Annotated in this window: 16 protein-coding genes and 1 tRNA gene; 6 read left to right on the forward strand and 11 right to left on the reverse strand. The window is 64.8% G+C overall.

Annotation, left to right across the window (positions count from 1 at the left end):
* Window position 1 precedes the first annotated feature (1 nt).
* Window positions 2-97: transfer RNA gene (locus ACIPIJ_RS25480), tRNA-Sec, on the forward strand.
* 43 nt (window positions 98-140) lie between these two features.
* Here ACIPIJ_RS25480 and ACIPIJ_RS25485 read toward each other — a convergent pair.
* Both ACIPIJ_RS25485 and ACIPIJ_RS25490 read right to left on the reverse strand, forming a co-directional pair.
* Complete coding sequence (locus ACIPIJ_RS25485) at window positions 141-1,130, reverse strand: asparaginase (protein ID WP_401082081.1); 990 nt, start codon at window positions 1,128-1,130, stop codon at window positions 141-143.
* A 72-nt stretch (window positions 1,131-1,202) separates the two neighbouring features.
* Window positions 1,203-2,645 (reverse strand): alanine/glycine:cation symporter family protein, encoded by a 1,443-nt coding sequence (locus tag ACIPIJ_RS25490; RefSeq protein ID WP_401082084.1) that lies wholly within the window; start codon window positions 2,643-2,645, stop codon window positions 1,203-1,205.
* A gap of 178 nt (window positions 2,646-2,823) precedes the next feature.
* Here ACIPIJ_RS25490 and ACIPIJ_RS25495 point away from each other — a divergent pair, with 178 nt between their 5' ends.
* The 3 genes from ACIPIJ_RS25495 to ACIPIJ_RS25505 all read left to right on the forward strand — a co-directional run bounded on the left by ACIPIJ_RS25495 (window position 2,824) and on the right by ACIPIJ_RS25505 (window position 5,658).
* Window positions 2,824-3,633, forward strand: coding sequence for a helix-turn-helix domain-containing protein (locus tag ACIPIJ_RS25495; protein ID WP_401082087.1), 810 nt, complete (start codon window positions 2,824-2,826; stop codon window positions 3,631-3,633).
* A 215-nt stretch (window positions 3,634-3,848) separates the two neighbouring features.
* A complete protein-coding gene (locus ACIPIJ_RS25500) occupies window positions 3,849-4,733 on the forward strand; it encodes a sugar nucleotide-binding protein (protein ID WP_401082599.1) in 885 nt (294 codons plus the stop codon).
* A complete protein-coding gene (locus tag ACIPIJ_RS25505) occupies window positions 4,726-5,658 on the forward strand; it encodes an NAD-dependent epimerase/dehydratase family protein (RefSeq protein ID WP_401082090.1) in 933 nt (310 codons plus the stop codon). The genes ACIPIJ_RS25500 and ACIPIJ_RS25505 overlap by 8 nt, the downstream gene beginning before the upstream one ends.
* Window positions 5,659-5,700: 42 nt before the next feature.
* On the opposite strand, the gene ACIPIJ_RS25510 is transcribed toward ACIPIJ_RS25505, so the two are convergent.
* The gene (locus ACIPIJ_RS25510; protein ID WP_401082093.1) at window positions 5,701-6,144 is read right to left on the reverse strand and encodes a winged helix-turn-helix transcriptional regulator; all 444 of its coding nucleotides are present in this window, start codon (window positions 6,142-6,144) and stop codon (window positions 5,701-5,703) included.
* Window positions 6,145-6,249: 105 nt separating this feature from the next.
* Here ACIPIJ_RS25510 and ACIPIJ_RS25515 point away from each other — a divergent pair, with 105 nt between their 5' ends.
* Complete coding sequence (locus ACIPIJ_RS25515) at window positions 6,250-7,455, forward strand: MFS transporter (RefSeq protein WP_401082096.1); 1,206 nt, start codon at window positions 6,250-6,252, stop codon at window positions 7,453-7,455.
* Here ACIPIJ_RS25515 and ACIPIJ_RS25520 read toward each other — a convergent pair.
* From ACIPIJ_RS25520 to ACIPIJ_RS25540, 5 genes are all read right to left on the reverse strand, one after another.
* Entirely contained in the window at window positions 7,443-8,126 is a 684-nt protein-coding gene (locus tag ACIPIJ_RS25520; protein WP_401082099.1) for an OmpW family protein, read from the reverse strand. The two genes, ACIPIJ_RS25515 and ACIPIJ_RS25520, sit on opposite strands and share 13 nt — an antisense overlap.
* A 109-nt stretch (window positions 8,127-8,235) precedes the next feature.
* A complete protein-coding gene (locus ACIPIJ_RS25525; protein WP_401082102.1) occupies window positions 8,236-8,763 on the reverse strand; it encodes a DUF3299 domain-containing protein in 528 nt (175 codons plus the stop codon).
* 9 nt (window positions 8,764-8,772) lie between these two features.
* The gene (locus ACIPIJ_RS25530) at window positions 8,773-10,038 is read right to left on the reverse strand and encodes an ABC transporter permease (RefSeq protein ID WP_401082105.1); all 1,266 of its coding nucleotides are present in this window, start codon (window positions 10,036-10,038) and stop codon (window positions 8,773-8,775) included.
* A complete protein-coding gene (locus ACIPIJ_RS25535) occupies window positions 10,038-10,748 on the reverse strand; it encodes an ATP-binding cassette domain-containing protein (RefSeq protein WP_401082108.1) in 711 nt (236 codons plus the stop codon). Before ACIPIJ_RS25535 ends, ACIPIJ_RS25530 begins: the two co-directional genes overlap by 1 nt.
* Window positions 10,749-11,315: a DUF2796 domain-containing protein gene (locus tag ACIPIJ_RS25540; RefSeq protein WP_401082111.1), complete on the reverse strand. Its 567-nt coding sequence runs from the start codon at window positions 11,313-11,315 to the stop codon at window positions 10,749-10,751.
* A 133-nt stretch (window positions 11,316-11,448) separates the two neighbouring features.
* Between ACIPIJ_RS25540 and ACIPIJ_RS25545 the strand changes: the two genes are divergently transcribed.
* On the forward strand, window positions 11,449-11,793 hold the full coding sequence (locus tag ACIPIJ_RS25545) for a hypothetical protein (RefSeq protein ID WP_401082113.1): 345 nt from the start codon (window positions 11,449-11,451) through the stop codon (window positions 11,791-11,793).
* A 73-nt stretch (window positions 11,794-11,866) separates the two neighbouring features.
* Here the strand turns inward: ACIPIJ_RS25545 and trxA are convergent, their stop codons facing one another.
* Genes trxA through ACIPIJ_RS25560 form a run of 3 tightly spaced genes read right to left on the reverse strand, consistent with a single transcriptional unit; the run spans window position 11,867 to window position 13,895 of the window.
* Window positions 11,867-12,751 carry a thioredoxin gene (trxA, locus tag ACIPIJ_RS25550; RefSeq protein WP_401082116.1) on the reverse strand — a complete coding sequence of 295 codons (885 nt, stop codon included), beginning with the start codon at window positions 12,749-12,751 and terminating at the stop codon, window positions 11,867-11,869.
* A 31-nt stretch (window positions 12,752-12,782) separates the two neighbouring features.
* A complete protein-coding gene (locus ACIPIJ_RS25555; protein WP_401082119.1) occupies window positions 12,783-13,442 on the reverse strand; it encodes a class I SAM-dependent methyltransferase in 660 nt (219 codons plus the stop codon).
* Window positions 13,443-13,895: a YbaY family lipoprotein gene (locus tag ACIPIJ_RS25560; protein ID WP_401082122.1), complete on the reverse strand. Its 453-nt coding sequence runs from the start codon at window positions 13,893-13,895 to the stop codon at window positions 13,443-13,445. It abuts the gene before it with no gap.
* Window positions 13,896-13,914: the final 19 nt, after the last annotated feature.

The raw sequence follows: 13,914 nt of genomic DNA on the forward strand, positions 1-13,914 counted from the left end.
AGGAAGGCAATCGCGCCCGGTGGCGCGGCCGGGCTTCAAACCCGGTTGGGGACGGCAGCCGTTCCCGGGCAGGTTCGACTCCCGCTGCCTTCCGCCAATTTCTGTGGCTGTGCCGGCCTATCGCCGGCAACTGGCAGAATTCAGGCCCGCTCGCCGCACAGGTCCAAGGCAAACCACTGTTCTGCGGCCTCTGCATCCAGCCCGGCACCCAGCAGCGCAAACATTTTGGCCAACGCCGCTTCTCGGGTCATGCCGCCGCCACTGACCAGGCCGGCACCGCGCAGACGGTTGCCCGCTGCATAGGTATCGAATACCACCGAACCCTCCGGGCACTGGCTGATGGCAACCAGCATCACCCCACGCTGGCGCGCCGCGCGCAGCACGTCGAGCAAGGCCTGATCATCAGATGGCCCCGTACCACTGCCATAGCACTCCAGCAGCAGCCCTTGCACGCCCGTGTCGAGCACTGCGCGCAGGTGCTCGGCCTGCAAACCGGGGAAAACGGGCATCACGGCGAGGTTGACCGGCTGGCGCTGGTGGCGATAACCCAGGGCGGCAGGTATGTCGCTCGCCCGCTCGCCTTCACGATGGCGTGGCAACGCGGCAAAGGCGTCAAACGCTTCACTGCGCAGCTTCGAGGCGCGGCAGCCCTGCAGCAACTGGTCGTGGAAGTACAACTGCACGCCGTCCGCCAGGCCGTGCTCGAACTGGCGCAGGGCGCCGCACAGGTTGTCCCAGGCGTCGCTGCCCGGCGCACCTGCCGGCAGCATAGAGCCGGTCAGCAACACCGGCACCGGCAGGCCGAGCAGCAGAAACGCCAGTGCCGCAGCGCTGTACGCCAGGGTGTCGGTGCCATGCAGCACCAGCACACCGTCATGCCCACCCACCTCTACCGCCGCAACGATGGCATCGCGCATGGCCAGCCAGTTGTGCTGCTGCATGTTGGCGCTGTCGAGCAGAGGGTTCAGTTCCTGCAGCGTCCAGGGCACCTGGGGTGCATTGCTTGCTTGGGCGAAGTGTTCGCGCATCCGCGCGTCGAAACCACCGGCCGGTGCCAGGCCTTCAGCGGTTTCGAGCATGCCGATGGTGCCCCCGGTGTAGAGGACGAGGAGATTCTTGACTGCACGCATGGAAAGCATCCGTAGCGGTGAGCGGAGAGTAAGCAGCCGCCCGCGGACGGGGCGGCTGGGCAGGGCAGGATATCAGCGCTGCGGCTGGGCCTGGCCGACGGTATTGTCAGCGGCTGTTTCGGCCTGTGGGTTGGCAGGCCAGGCAGCGCGGTCGAGGTCCAGGTCGGCGAACTTGGCCGAGTCGAACACCGGCTGCTTGATGCCCGCCTTGCGCTGGTCATCGTAGTCGCGCATCACACGCAGGCCGACCTTGAACAGCATGGCCAGGGCGATCAGGTTGACGAACGCCAGGCAGGTCATGGTGATGTCGGCGAAGGCGAACACGGTCGTCAGGTCTTGCATCGAACCCCACACCACCAGCGCCAGCACCAGGCCGCGGAAGCCCATCAGCACGGCGCGGTTGCGGGTGAGGAACTGCAGGCTGTTTTCGCCCAGATAGTAGTTGTAGAGGATGCAGGTGAAGACGAACAGCGACAGCGCGACGCTGACGAACAGGCGGCCCCAGTCACCGACCACGGCGGCCAGCGAGTTCTGGGTCAGGACGATGCCGTCACCTTCGAAGCCCGGGGTGTAGAAGCCCGACAGCAGGATCAGCAGCGCGGTGCAGGTGCAGATCACGAAGGTGTCGAGAAACACGCTGAAGGCCTGGACCACGCCTTGCGCGCCCGGGTGCTTCACGGCCGCCACGGCTGCGACGTTGGGCGCACTGCCCAAGCCCGCTTCGTTGGCGAACACGCCACGCTTCACGCCCATGACGATGGCGCTGCCGAGCAGGCCGCCGAACGCCGGGTCGAGGCCGAAGGCGCTCTTGAAGATGGTTTCCAGCATGGCTGGCACGTGGTCGATCTGGGTGCCGATCACGTACAGGGTCACGCCGATGTAGGCCAGGGTCTTGACCGGTACCAGCAGGTCCGACACCGCGGCGATGCGCTTGATGCCGCCGAGGAAGGTGATGGCCAGCAGCACCGCGAGGACGATACCGGTGTGGCTTGGGTCGAAGGCAAAGGCGTTTTGCAGCGAGTGGGTGACGGTGTACGACTGCAGGCCGATGAAGGCGAAGCCGTAGGTGACCAGCAGCAGGATCGAGAACACGATGGCCATGCCCTTGCGCTTCAGGCCATGCTGGATGTAGTACGCCGGGCCGCCACGGTACAGGCCGTCGCCGTCGGCGCGCTTGTAGACCTGGGCCAGGGTGCATTCGAAGAAGCTGCTGGCCATGCCGACCAGGGCAGTGACCCACATCCAGAACACAGCGCCCGGGCCGCCCAACGTCACGGCGATGCCGACACCGGCGATGTTACCGGCGCCAACGCGGCCGGCCAGGCTCAGCATCAGGGCCTGGAAGGAGCTCAGCTGGCCTGCCTGGCCACGCAGCGATTCCTTGAACACACCGAACATATGGCCGAAATGGCGGAACTGGACGAAGCGCGAGCGGAGGGTGAAGTAACCGCCGAGACCGACGATCAACACGATGAGGAGCTTCCCCGAAAGGAAATCGTTGAGTACTTCGAGCATTGGAAAATGACCTCGATTCTTATTCTTCGTGTGGAAAGACCAGCGGACGGCAGGCGCACCGCTATCGTTGGGGCGCATGGTTGGCCATGACAAGAGTGGTTACAATTTCGCGGGTTGCTCTGACTTGATGCGACTTGATGCTACAATTGCACCATTCGCGTCACCCTGGATTCTGATCATGAGCGATCATTTCGCTACCAACCTCAAATTGGCCTGCAGCCACTACCGCTCTATCTCGGAAGTTTGCCGCCAGCTGTCGATCAACCGTGCGCAGTTCAACAAGTACCTGAGCGGGCAAAGCCGCCCGACGGCGTTCAACCTCAAGCGCATCGGCGATTTCTTCGGAGTCGAGGATTACGAGCTGAACCTGCCGCCCGAACAGTTCGCCCGCCTGATCGGTGCGCGCGTCTCGGCAGTTGCCGACCAGCCCAGCGACCCGATCAGCGACCTGTTCCGCCCGCTGCACGAGCATGCCGGCAACCTGTCGCGCTACTGCGGCTATTATTTCGAGTATTCCAATTGCATGTCGGTACCCGGCACCATCCTGGTGTCGCTGGTGCACCTGCGTGAAGAGCGCGGCCATTTTCTGTTCGAGCGCCAGGAACGGCAGGAGCGCTCGACCGCCACCGACCAACATGCCGAGGTGCGCTGCCGCTACCTGGGCGCGGCGTTTCAGTTGCAGGACCGGATGTTTCTCATCGACTACGAGTCGCTGACCCTGAACGAGATGAGCCAGACCATCCTCATCCCCAGCTTCAAGAGCCGCATCACCCGCTTGAACGGCCTGAAGACCGGCGTTTCCAGCGGCGACCGGCGCAACCCGGCGTGCACCCGCGTGGTGTGGGAGTATTTGGGCGAAGAGATCAACCGCATCAATGCCTATCGGCAGGTGAAACTGTACCGGCCGGATGATCCACGCATTGATGACGATGTGCGCGAGCGGTTGAGCGTAGGGCCGCTCAGTAACGGGCTGTTTGAGATCGAGTGATGCCCCACGCATGACGCGCCGTCGAGGACGAACGTCTCCACGGCGCTGGCAACCTGGTCGGCAAGCGCGGGCGTGTTGCGCTGACGGCCAAGCAAGCTGCAAACAGGGTCAGGGAAACCGCCCGTGGCATTGACCAGGCCCTGCGTTGGACTTCCCGGGCAGGAAACCGCAAAATGCCCCATTCCTTCATCAACCTGTTCGGATCTGCTGACTCTATGCGTATGCGCCTGATGCTGTTGGGTGGTGGCAATGCCCTCGGGCAAGCGCTGATTCGTCTCGGGGCCGAGGAGGACATCGCATTCCTGGCGCCGCGCCCGCCGGAAGATGGCTGGGCCCCGGCCAGCCTGACCCAGCTGCTCGACGATCACCGCCCCGATGCCTTGGTCAACTTGGCTTACTACTTCGACTGGTTCCAGGCCGAGTCGGTCAGCGAACAGCGCCTTGCCCAGCAGGAGCGGGCGGTGGAGCGGCTGGCGGAGCTGTGCCAGCACCACCAGATCACCCTGGTGCAGCCTTCCAGCTACCGGGTGTTCGATGGCTCGCGGGCCACGGCCTACAGCGAAAAGGACGAGCCGGTGCCTCTGGGCCTGCGTGGCCAGGCGTTATGGCGCATCGAGCAGAGCGTGCGTGCGGCGTGCCCACAGCATGTGCTGCTGCGCTTCGGCTGGTTGCTGGACGAGAGCATCGACGGTGCCTTGGGCCGCTTCCTGACCCGCGCCGAGCAACCGCAGGAGTTGCTGCTGGCCGATGACCGCCGCGGCAACCCGACGCCGGTCGACGATGCCGCACGGGTGATCCTGTCGGTGCTCAAGCAGCTCGACTGCAGCGCGCCGCTGTGGGGTACCTATCACTACGCCGGCAACGAGGCGACCACGCCGCTGGCGCTGGGCCAGGCGATCCTCACCGAGGCCGGGCAGCATCGCCAGCTGGCCGTGCAGGCGCCGACCGCGCAAGCGCATGCCGCCCGCCCGGATGCCAGCGAAGAGCCGCAGCACGCGGTGCTGGCCTGCAAGAAAATCCTTCATACCTTCGGCATCAAGCCGCGTGCCTGGCGCGCCGGCTTGCCGCCCTTACTGGACCGATTCTACCGCCATGGCTGACGCCCCCATCCTGATCACCGGCGGCGCCGGCTTCATTGGCTCCCACCTGTGCGATGCGTTGCTGGCCAAGGGCTACGCCGTGCGCGTGCTTGATGACCTCTCCACCGGCAAGCGCGACAACCTTCAGTTGAGTAACCCGAGCCTTGAGCTGATCGAGGGGGATGTGGCCGATGCCGCGCTGGTCCAGCGCGCCGCAACCGGTTGCCGCGCCGTGGTGCACCTGGCCGCAGTGGCTTCGGTACAGGCCTCGGTCGACGATCCGGTAAAGACCCACCAGAGCAATTTCGTCGGCACGCTCAATGTCTGCGAGGCCATGCGCCTGCAGGGCGTGCGCCGGGTGCTGTTCGCCTCGAGTGCGGCGGTGTACGGCAACAACGGGGAAGGCCAGTCGATTGCCGAGGATACGCCCAAGGCGCCGCTGACCCCTTATGCGGTGGACAAGCTGGCCAGCGAGCAATACCTGGACTTCTACCGCCGCCAGCATGGTCTGGAGCCGGTGGTGTTCCGCTTCTTCAATATTTTCGGGCCCCGCCAGGACCCTTCCTCGCCGTACTCCGGGGTAATCAGCATCTTCAGCGAGCGGGCTACCCAAGGGCTGCCGATCACAGTGTTTGGCGATGGCGAGCAGACCCGGGATTTCCTTTATGTGGGCGACCTGGTGCAGGTGATGCTGCAGGCGCTGGAGCAGCCGCAGGTGGAAGAGGGCGCAGTCAATATCGGCCTGAACCAGGCGACTTCGCTGAACCAGTTGCTCAAGGCCTTGGAAACGGTGGTCGGTAGCCTGCCGCCCGTCAGCTATGGCGATGCGCGTTCCGGCGACATTCGCCACTCGCGCGCGGATAACCAGCGGTTGCTGGCGCGCTTCGATTTCCCGCAGCCGACATCGATGGCCGAAGGCCTGGCCCACCTGCTCGGCAAAGCCTGATCAAGAGCCCCTTCGCGGGCTTGCCCGCGAAGGGAGCACCGCTTAATCGTGGTTGATCACACGTCTCTGGCAGTCTTCCGGGCCCAAGACCCGGCCATCCTGCGCCCGTACCAGCAACGTCTCGACCGGTTTGCCGCTGGCGCTATCCAGTAGCGCCGACCGCGCTTCCCCCGCGTCGAACATAAACCGCTCGCCCCACTGCCGCAGTCCCACCACGACCGGAAACACCGAGCGCCCTTTGTCGGTCAGCACATATTCCTTGTAGGCACTGCCATCCGACGCCGGCTGCAACTGCAGCAAGCCGCTTTCCACCAGTAGTTTCAACCGCGAAGCGAGGATGTTCTTGGCCAAGCCCAGGTTCTTCTGAAATTCGCTGAAGCGGCGCAAGCCATCGAAGGCATCGCGCAGGATCATCAGCGCCCAGCGGTCACCCAATACTTCGAGGGCACGCGCTACAGGGCATTGAGCATTCACTTCATCGAGCATCGGGGCCGGCCTTACCTGATTGACTGGTTGCAGATTAAAACCACATTTGCTAAATAGCCAGTAAGTGGTTTCTTTTTGAAACCAGATAGTCACGGGGCTGAGCCAATGAATGAAGCACTGACACGCGGGATAACCCTGTTGCTTGCCGCTACCTGCGCCATGGCGGTGGCCACTGTGTATTTCGCTCAGCCGTTGCTGGAATCGGTAGCGGCAGAGTTGGGCGTGGCTCAGGCGCGCATCGGTTGGGTGGTCGGCGCCACCCAGGCGGGTTATGCCCTGGGGCTGATCCTGATCGTGCCGTTGGGTGACCTGATCGACCGCAAGCGCCTGGTGCTCGGCCAACTGCTGGTTGGGGCACTCGCGCTAATCGCCGTTGGCCTGGCGCAGGGCTGGGCGGTATTGCTGGCCGCACTTGCGCTGGTCGGGCTGATGGCGGTGGTGGTGCAGGTGATGGTGGCGCATGCCGCGACCCTTGCCGCACCTGCACGGCAGGGCCAGGCCGTGGGCACGGTGACCAGTGGAGTGGTGCTGGGCATTCTGCTGGCGCGGCTGGTGTCGGGCGCCCTTGCCGATGTGGCCGGTTGGCGCAGTGTCTACTTCGTAGCCGCAGGGGCGCTGCTGCTGATGGCCCTGGTGCTGTGCTACCGCTTGCCGGCGGGCCGGCGCCCGGAGCGTGCAGCGGGTTATGTGGCGCTGATCGGCTCGTTGTTCAGCTTGTATCGACAGGACAGCTTGCTGCGCCGGCGAGGCTTGTTCGGCCTGTTGATCTTCGCCGCATTCAGCGTGCTCTGGAGCAGCATGGTCTTGCCGCTGGGCGCTGCCCCCTTGGCCCTGAGCCACACGGAAATAGGCCTGTTCGGCCTGGCAGGCATTGCCGGTACCTTGGCCGCGTCACGGGCTGGCCGGTTGGCTGATCAGGGGTTGGGCGAACGTACCACCGGCCTGGCGCTGGCACTGTTGACGCTGTCATGGCTGCCAACAGCCTTTGTCGCTCAATCGCTGCTGGCGTTCACGCTGGGCGTACTGATGCTCGACTTTGCCGTGCAGGCGGTGCACGTCACCAATCAGAGCCTGCTGTTGGCCGGGCGTGGCGAGATGGCCAGCCGACTGATCGGTGCCTACATGTGCTGCTATTCGATTGGCAGCGGGCTTGGGGCGGTGTTGGCGAGCTGGGTGTATACCCGCTGGGGCTGGGGCGCGGTGTGCGCGCTGGGCATGGCGATCAGCGCGCTGGCGCTAGGCTACTGGCTGTGGCTGCAAACAGAAAGGGCGGCCTCGGCCGCCCTGCAACGCAGTGGTCAGAACTTGTAGCCAAGGCCGACCATGTAGACCCAAGGGTCGACTTCCACGTTGACCTTGGTCTTGCTGTAGCCCAATGCGCTCGGGCCGTCGACACTGGCCTTGGTGTCGATATCAACGTACCAGACCGAGGCGTTGACCAGCAGGTTGTCAGTGAGCATGTAATCCATGCCCAGCTGGCCGGCGATACCCACCGAGTCCTGCAGCTTGAGGTTGCTGAAGCCTTGTTGCTTGCGCTCGCTGCTCAGGTCTTCGTCGAAGAACAGGGTGTAGTTGATGCCGATGCCAGCGTATGGCTGGAAGCGCGAGTTGGGCGCCATCGGGTAGTACTGCAGCGACAGGGTCGGTGGCAGTTGCTTGATGTCGGCCAGCTTGCCGTCCAGGCCGCCGCCCAGGCCTTTGACGCCCACGGTGTGCTGGAATGGCGTGGCGGCCAGCAGCTCAAGGCCGATGTGGTCGGTGAGCATGTAGGCGAAGGTCAGGCCCAGCTGGGTGTCGCTGTCCAGGGTAGCCTTGGTGCCCGACACCTTGTTGCCGTCGAACTTCAGGTCGCCGCTGCTTTCGTTCGGGGCGGTGGTGATGGCGCCTGCGCGCAGGATCATATCCCCCGCCTGGTAGGCGTGGGCGGCAGGGGCGGCGAGCGCAAGGGCCACAAGCGAGGCGCCGAGCAAGGACTTGTTCATGGAAGCTCCCAAAGGACGTTATTAATCAACTCGTCCAATGGTACGGAGCCGTCTAAACCGATTGTTTGACCCAGCTCAAAGAACCGCGTTCACGAATTCGAAACAGTTCTCACTTCAGCTCATAAACATATATTTTCTCGGCTTCCATCTGGTAGCCGGCGTCGGCCAGTTCGCTGCTGGAGGCTCTAACCTGCATCTTTCCTTCGATCCAGTAGGGCTGGTAGAGGTCTTCGACGCGTACGCCCATCTCGCTGAAAATATGCACGATCTGGTTGGAGGGCGGTGGCGGTACATGGATGCAGGCGCCGTAGTAGGGCACCAGCAGAAACTCGGTGGTGCGGCCTTCCTCGCTGACTTCCAGCGGCACGATATAGCCCGGCAGCTTGATCTGCTGGCCGTCCAGGCCTTTGACCACCGGCGCATCGGGCGCTTGCTGGCGCGCCGGCGGTGCGGCTTCTGCAGACAGCGCGTTGCTCAGCTGCGCCATGTCGTGCAGCGGGGCGAGCTGCGGCGGGATCATCGGCGCGCCCTCCGGAATCAGCGCCGGCCAGTCGAGTTCGCGGGGCTCCGACGCCCAGCAAGGTAACGCCAGCGCGAGCAGCAGAAGCGCGAAGCGCGCGGTGAAGTTTCTGATCATTGCCCGTACTCAGAGGTGAATCGACAAGCCATCGGCCAGTGACTGCCGGTAGGCACGCCAGGCCGGCACGCTACCCATCAGCAGCGCAGCGCCGAGGATGATAGCCAGTAACGTCCATTCGTGCGCGCTGGGCCAGGCCAGTGGCAGGTACAGGCCGTAATTGGCTTGCACGTAACCCTGGGCGAGTGCGATGCCGGCGTAGAGAAGCCCTAGCCCGGCAACGATACCCGCAGTCGCCAGCGCCAGCGCTTCAAGCACCAGCAAGCCGGCGATGTGCCAGGGGCGGGCACCGACCGAGCGCAAAATCGCCATCTCCCGGCGGCGTTCGTTGAGGCTGGTGAGAATCGCCGTGAGCATGCCGATCAGGCCGGTCAGCACGACGAACACCGAAACCACGAACAACGCCTGCTCGGCCGTGCCCATCAGGCTCCACAGTTCCTGCAGCGCCACCCCGGGCAAAATCGCCAGCAGCGGCTCGTTGCGGTATTCGTTGATCTCACGCTGCAGGCTGAAGGTGGCGATCTTGTTGTTCAAACCGAGCATGAACGCGGTGATCGCCGCCGGCTGCAGGTCCATGCCGCGCGCCTGTTCGGCACTGATGCGCCCGGCGCCGCGGGCCGGTACGCCGTTGTGCCAGTCGACGTGGATGGCTTCCATGCCCGCGAGGCTGATGTGCAACGTGCGGTCGACTGGCGTGCCGGTGCGTTTGAGCACGCCGACCACGGTGAAGGGTTTGTCGTCATGCTTGACCAGGCTGATCGCCGCCACGCCATGCGCCAGCACCAGCTTGTCGCCGAGCTTGTAGTGCAATGCATCGGCTACTTCGGCGCCGAGCACCACCTCGAAGGGGTCGTCGGCAAATTCACGGCCCTGGCTCAGTTCCAGATGCTGCCGGCGCCCGTACTGGTAATGGCTGAAGTAGTCGCCGGTGGTGCCCATCACCCGGTAACCGCGATGCGAATCGCCCAGCGAGATGGGGATCGCCCACTTCACCCGCGGGTCCTGGGCGTAGTGTTGATAACTGTCCCAACGGATGTTGTTGGTGGCGTTGCCGATACGAAATACCGAATACAGCAGGAGGTTCACCGAACCTGAGCGGGCGCCGACGATCAGGTCGGTGCCGCTGATGGTGCTGGCGAAGCTGGCGCGGGCTTCGGTGCGCACGCGCTCGACGGCCAGCAGCAGGCACACCGACAAGGCGATGGCGAAGGCGGTGAGGAAGGCCGTGAAACGGCGGTTGGCCAGGCTGGCCAGGGCAAGGCGGAGCAGGTACATCAGGCCTCCCGGGGCTTGGCCGCGCGGTTCAGCTCGGCCAGGGACAAATGACGGTCGAACAGCGGTGCCAGGCTCTGGTCATGGCTGACGAACAAGAGGCTGGAACCGGCCGCCCGGCATTCGTCGAACAGCAGGCGGATGAACGCTTCGCGGGTGTCGGCGTCCAGCGCCGAGGTCGGTTCGTCAGCGATCACCAGCTCGGGCTGGCCGATCAAGGCGCGGGCGGCGGCCACGCGCTGCTGCTGGCCGATCGACAGGCTGCCAGCGCGGCGGGCAAGCAGCGTCGGGTCGTTCAAGCCCAGGTGCGCAAGCAGCTCGGTGGCGGCCTGGTCGACACTGCCATGGCGCAGCCGCGCACGTTCTGCCCGGCTACGCGAGAAGCGGCAGGGCAGCTCGACGTTCTCACGCACCGAGAGAAACGGCAGCAGGTTGAACTGCTGGAAGATGTAGCCGGTGTGGTCGACCCGGAAGCGGTCCCGCGCGCCTTGGCCCAGTGTGGCGAGGTCGTGGCCGAGCAACTGGATGCGCCCCTGGCCCGGCAAGTTCACCCCGCCCAGCAGGCCCAGCAGGGTGGTCTTGCCACTGCCGCTGGGCCCCTTGAGAAACAACGCCTCGCCAGCGTCCAGGCGCAAGGCCGGGATCTCCAGCAATGGCGGTTGACCTGGCCAGGCGAACACCAGGTCTTGCAGTTCGATCAGCGGCGGGTTCATTCAGAACGCGACCACGGCCTTGGCAGGCGAGGCCTCCACGCCTTTCTGGCCGTTCGGGCCGATCAGCTGCACATTGACCTTCTGCGTGGCGGGGAAGGTCTTGAACAGCGGGGTGAGGTCGAGCTGGGTGAGCTTCTCTGGCGCCGAGCAGTTCAGCTGATAATGGGCGCCGATGTCGCTGTGACCGTGACCGTGCTCATCGCCATCGTCATCTTTTGCCGCATCCCCGAACAATGGGCTTTCCAGTTCCTGGGCGTCTTCCTTGCAGCCGGCGGCCGCCGCCAGGGCGATCAGTTTCAGCGGTTGTTCGAGCTGCTGGCGCACAGCGGCGACCTTGGCCTTGTCAGCATCGCGGGTGGCGCTGTGCTCGAAGCCGACCAGGTTCATCGCCGGGCTGTCCAGTTCCAGCTCCAGGGTGTTGCCGTCGAGCACGGCGTTGAGCTTGGCCACGCCGTGCTCGTGGGCGCCGAGCGTGCCGTGGGCGTGGTCGTGATCAGGGGCGTCGTGGGCATGGGCCACGGCCAGGGGCAGCAGGGCGAAGGGCAGGGCGAGCAGCAGACGACGCATGGACGACTCCAGGAGCGGGCTGGGAAAGATTTAGTAATGTTATAACAATTTTTCTCTGTGCCGCCAGCCTGCGTGGCGCAGGTTTCATGTTGCTGTAGCATGGCCCTATTGACCTGCGTGCAAGGAAATCATCGTGAGAATTCGTGGACAGATTGGTGAGTGGCCCGTGGACCTGACCATCGAGTTGGACCCTGCAGAGTGGGCGCAGTTGGGGCGTCAGCTTGACGTGCCCGTGGTTGCCGACGCCGCGTCGGCGGCCACGCCTGCTGCGCCGCGCCATGATGACGGGCAATGGACGGCAGCGCGCGAGGTGCTGCGCCAGGCGGGGCAGATGAACGGGCCGGAATTGCTCGACCGGCTGGAGGGGCTGGCGGGCAGTACCGCAGCGGGCAAGCGGCTGCTGGTGCGGTTGCGCCACAGCAGTGAAGTGAAGGTGGAAAGTGGCGCGGATGCGCCGGTGTATCACTGGATTGGATAAAGTTGCTGGCCTCGCCGGGCCTCTTTGGGGCTTGCCCCGCGAGCGAGGGCGAAGCCCTCGCAACAATCGTCGGTCAGAACATGGCCGAAGACAGGCGGCGGCGATACACACCCACCAACGGATGATCGCCACCCAGCAACTCGAACACCTGCAACATCGCCTTCTGCGGCAATCCGTTCTCATAAGCACGGTTACGCTGGAACAGCTTCAACAGCCCATCCAGCGCCGCCTCGTATTGCTGGCGCGCCAATTGCTGGATGCTCAGCTGGTAAGCCGCTTCGTCATCCTGAGGGTTTTGCGCCAGGCGGCTTTTCAGGTCGGCGACTTCCGGCAGGGTGGCGGCCTGGCGCAGGAAGGTCAGCTGGGCCTTGGCGCCGGCCAGCGCCGCCTTGTGCTCGTCGGTCTTGACTGCGTCCAGCACCACCTGGGCTTCACCCAGTTCGCCGCGTTCGGCCAGGCAGCGGGCATACAGGATCAGTGCCTCGGCATTGCTGTTGTCCTCACCCAGCAGCGCCTGCAGCAGGGCTTCGGCGTCGGCGAAACGGCTTTCGGCGAACAGTGCCTTGGCCTGCTCCAGTGGCGAAGCGGCCGGGGCGGCGGGTACCTGCACATGCGGTTCGAGCATGGCACGAATGGCCGACTCCGGTTGCGCACCGGCAAAGCCGTCGACCGGCTGCCCATCCTTGAACAGCACCACGGTAGGCAGGCTGCGAATGCCGAACTGGGCAACGACCTGCTGTTCCACGTCGCAGTTGATCTTGGCCAGCAGCAGCTCGCCCTGATATTCCTCGGTGATCTTCGCGAGCATGGGCATCAGCGCCTTGCACGGGGCGCACCACTCGGCCCAGAAGTCCACCAGCACCGGCTTGTGGAAGGAGTTCTCGATCACCAGCTGCTGGAAGTTGGCATCGGTGGCGTCGAAGATGTAGGGCAAATCTTTACTAGGCGCTTGGCTCATCGCAACTCTCGCAAAACCGTGAATGGCACCACTATAAAGGCTCGCGGCTGGCGTGGTACAGGCTGACCCGGCGGAATTCGTGCGGCTCGGCCAGGTCGGGCAGGGTCAGTGCGTCGAGCACGCCCAATTGGCGGTACAGCGGGTGGCAGAAGTCGCGTACCCGCGAGTCGGCCACCAGGGCCTGGCGACCGCGGCCAAGGAACGCATCGAGCAGCGGCAGGTTGGCGCGGTCGTAAAGCACATCGGCGACCAGGATCAGGTCGAAGCGGTCTGCCTCGGCGAAGAAGTCGCTGCTGTAGCCGAGCGCCACGCCGTTCAACAGCGCATTGGCCTGGCAGGCTTGCAGCGCCAGCGGGTCGAGGTCGCAGGCCACCACTTCGGCGGCACCGGCGCGGGCAGCGGCAATCCCGGCAATGCCGGAGCCTGCGCCAAAGTCGAGCACACGCTTGCCAGCGACCCACTCGGGGTTTGCCGCCAGGTAGCGGGCCATGGCCAGGCCACTGGCCCAGCAGAAGCTCCAGTACGGAGGGTCTTCGAGAATGCGCCGGGTTTCTTCGATGCTGAAGGCACGGTCCATGTTCTGGTCGTCGATCAGCCACAATTTGAGTGCACATTCCGGCAGCTCGCTGACGACCAGGCGCGCCTCACCGATCAGGCCGCTGAGGGCCTGTTGCAGGGCAAGCGGCGCCAATTAGGGTGCCTTCTCGAACTGCAGCGGGCCGGTGGCCTGGGTTTGGGCCTGGGTGATGCGCACCGGCGGCAGGTGCATGATCAACTGGCCGGAGTTGCTGGCACGGCCGCGCAGTTCAACCCGGCCTCCTGCGGGGAAGACTTCAGGGTTGAAACGCAGCTGGTAGGGCAGGGCCTGGCCGGTGCCGGTGAGGGTGCTGCTGGCCAGCAGCTGTTGCGGCCGGCCGCGCTCGTCGATGACCAGCAGCGCCAGCTCCACGTCGGCGCCAGCGGGAATGGCCATCAATGTGCCGCTCAGCTCGCGCTGGTAGGCCGGCAAGGGGCCAAGCGGCTGGGCCTTTTTCGCCACCTTGGCAGGTGCGGGCGCGGGGGGTTGTTCGGTCTTGGGCCGGTCACTGCCGCAGGCGGTGAGCAGGGCGGCGCAGCACAGCACGGCGAGCGCTCGAAGATGCATGGGGTAGTCCTTCACGGGC

Source organism: Pseudomonas sp. NPDC087185, assembly GCF_044744955.1.
GTDB lineage: Bacteria > Pseudomonadota > Gammaproteobacteria > Pseudomonadales > Pseudomonadaceae > Aquipseudomonas.

Coding starts and splice junctions, on each gene's coding strand:
- ACIPIJ_RS25520 (WP_401082099.1), bottom strand. CDS start 8,126: ATGAACAAGTCCTTGCTCGGCGCCTCGCTTGTGGCCCTTGCGCTCGCC.
- trxA (WP_401082116.1), bottom strand. CDS start 12,751: ATGAGCCAAGCGCCTAGTAAAGATTTGCCCTACATCTTCGACGCCACC.
- ACIPIJ_RS25505 (WP_401082090.1), top strand. CDS start 4,726: ATGGCTGACGCCCCCATCCTGATCACCGGCGGCGCCGGCTTCATTGGC.
- ACIPIJ_RS25510 (WP_401082093.1), bottom strand. CDS start 6,144: ATGCTCGATGAAGTGAATGCTCAATGCCCTGTAGCGCGTGCCCTCGAA.
- ACIPIJ_RS25500 (WP_401082599.1), top strand. CDS start 3,849: ATGCGTATGCGCCTGATGCTGTTGGGTGGTGGCAATGCCCTCGGGCAA.
- ACIPIJ_RS25485 (WP_401082081.1), bottom strand. CDS start 1,130: ATGCGTGCAGTCAAGAATCTCCTCGTCCTCTACACCGGGGGCACCATC.
- ACIPIJ_RS25540 (WP_401082111.1), bottom strand. CDS start 11,315: ATGCGTCGTCTGCTGCTCGCCCTGCCCTTCGCCCTGCTGCCCCTGGCC.
- ACIPIJ_RS25560 (WP_401082122.1), bottom strand. CDS start 13,895: ATGCATCTTCGAGCGCTCGCCGTGCTGTGCTGCGCCGCCCTGCTCACC.
- ACIPIJ_RS25525 (WP_401082102.1), bottom strand. CDS start 8,763: ATGATCAGAAACTTCACCGCGCGCTTCGCGCTTCTGCTGCTCGCGCTG.
- ACIPIJ_RS25490 (WP_401082084.1), bottom strand. CDS start 2,645: ATGCTCGAAGTACTCAACGATTTCCTTTCGGGGAAGCTCCTCATCGTG.
- ACIPIJ_RS25495 (WP_401082087.1), top strand. CDS start 2,824: ATGAGCGATCATTTCGCTACCAACCTCAAATTGGCCTGCAGCCACTAC.
- ACIPIJ_RS25530 (WP_401082105.1), bottom strand. CDS start 10,038: ATGTACCTGCTCCGCCTTGCCCTGGCCAGCCTGGCCAACCGCCGTTTC.
- ACIPIJ_RS25535 (WP_401082108.1), bottom strand. CDS start 10,748: ATGAACCCGCCGCTGATCGAACTGCAAGACCTGGTGTTCGCCTGGCCA.
- ACIPIJ_RS25515 (WP_401082096.1), top strand. CDS start 6,250: ATGAATGAAGCACTGACACGCGGGATAACCCTGTTGCTTGCCGCTACC.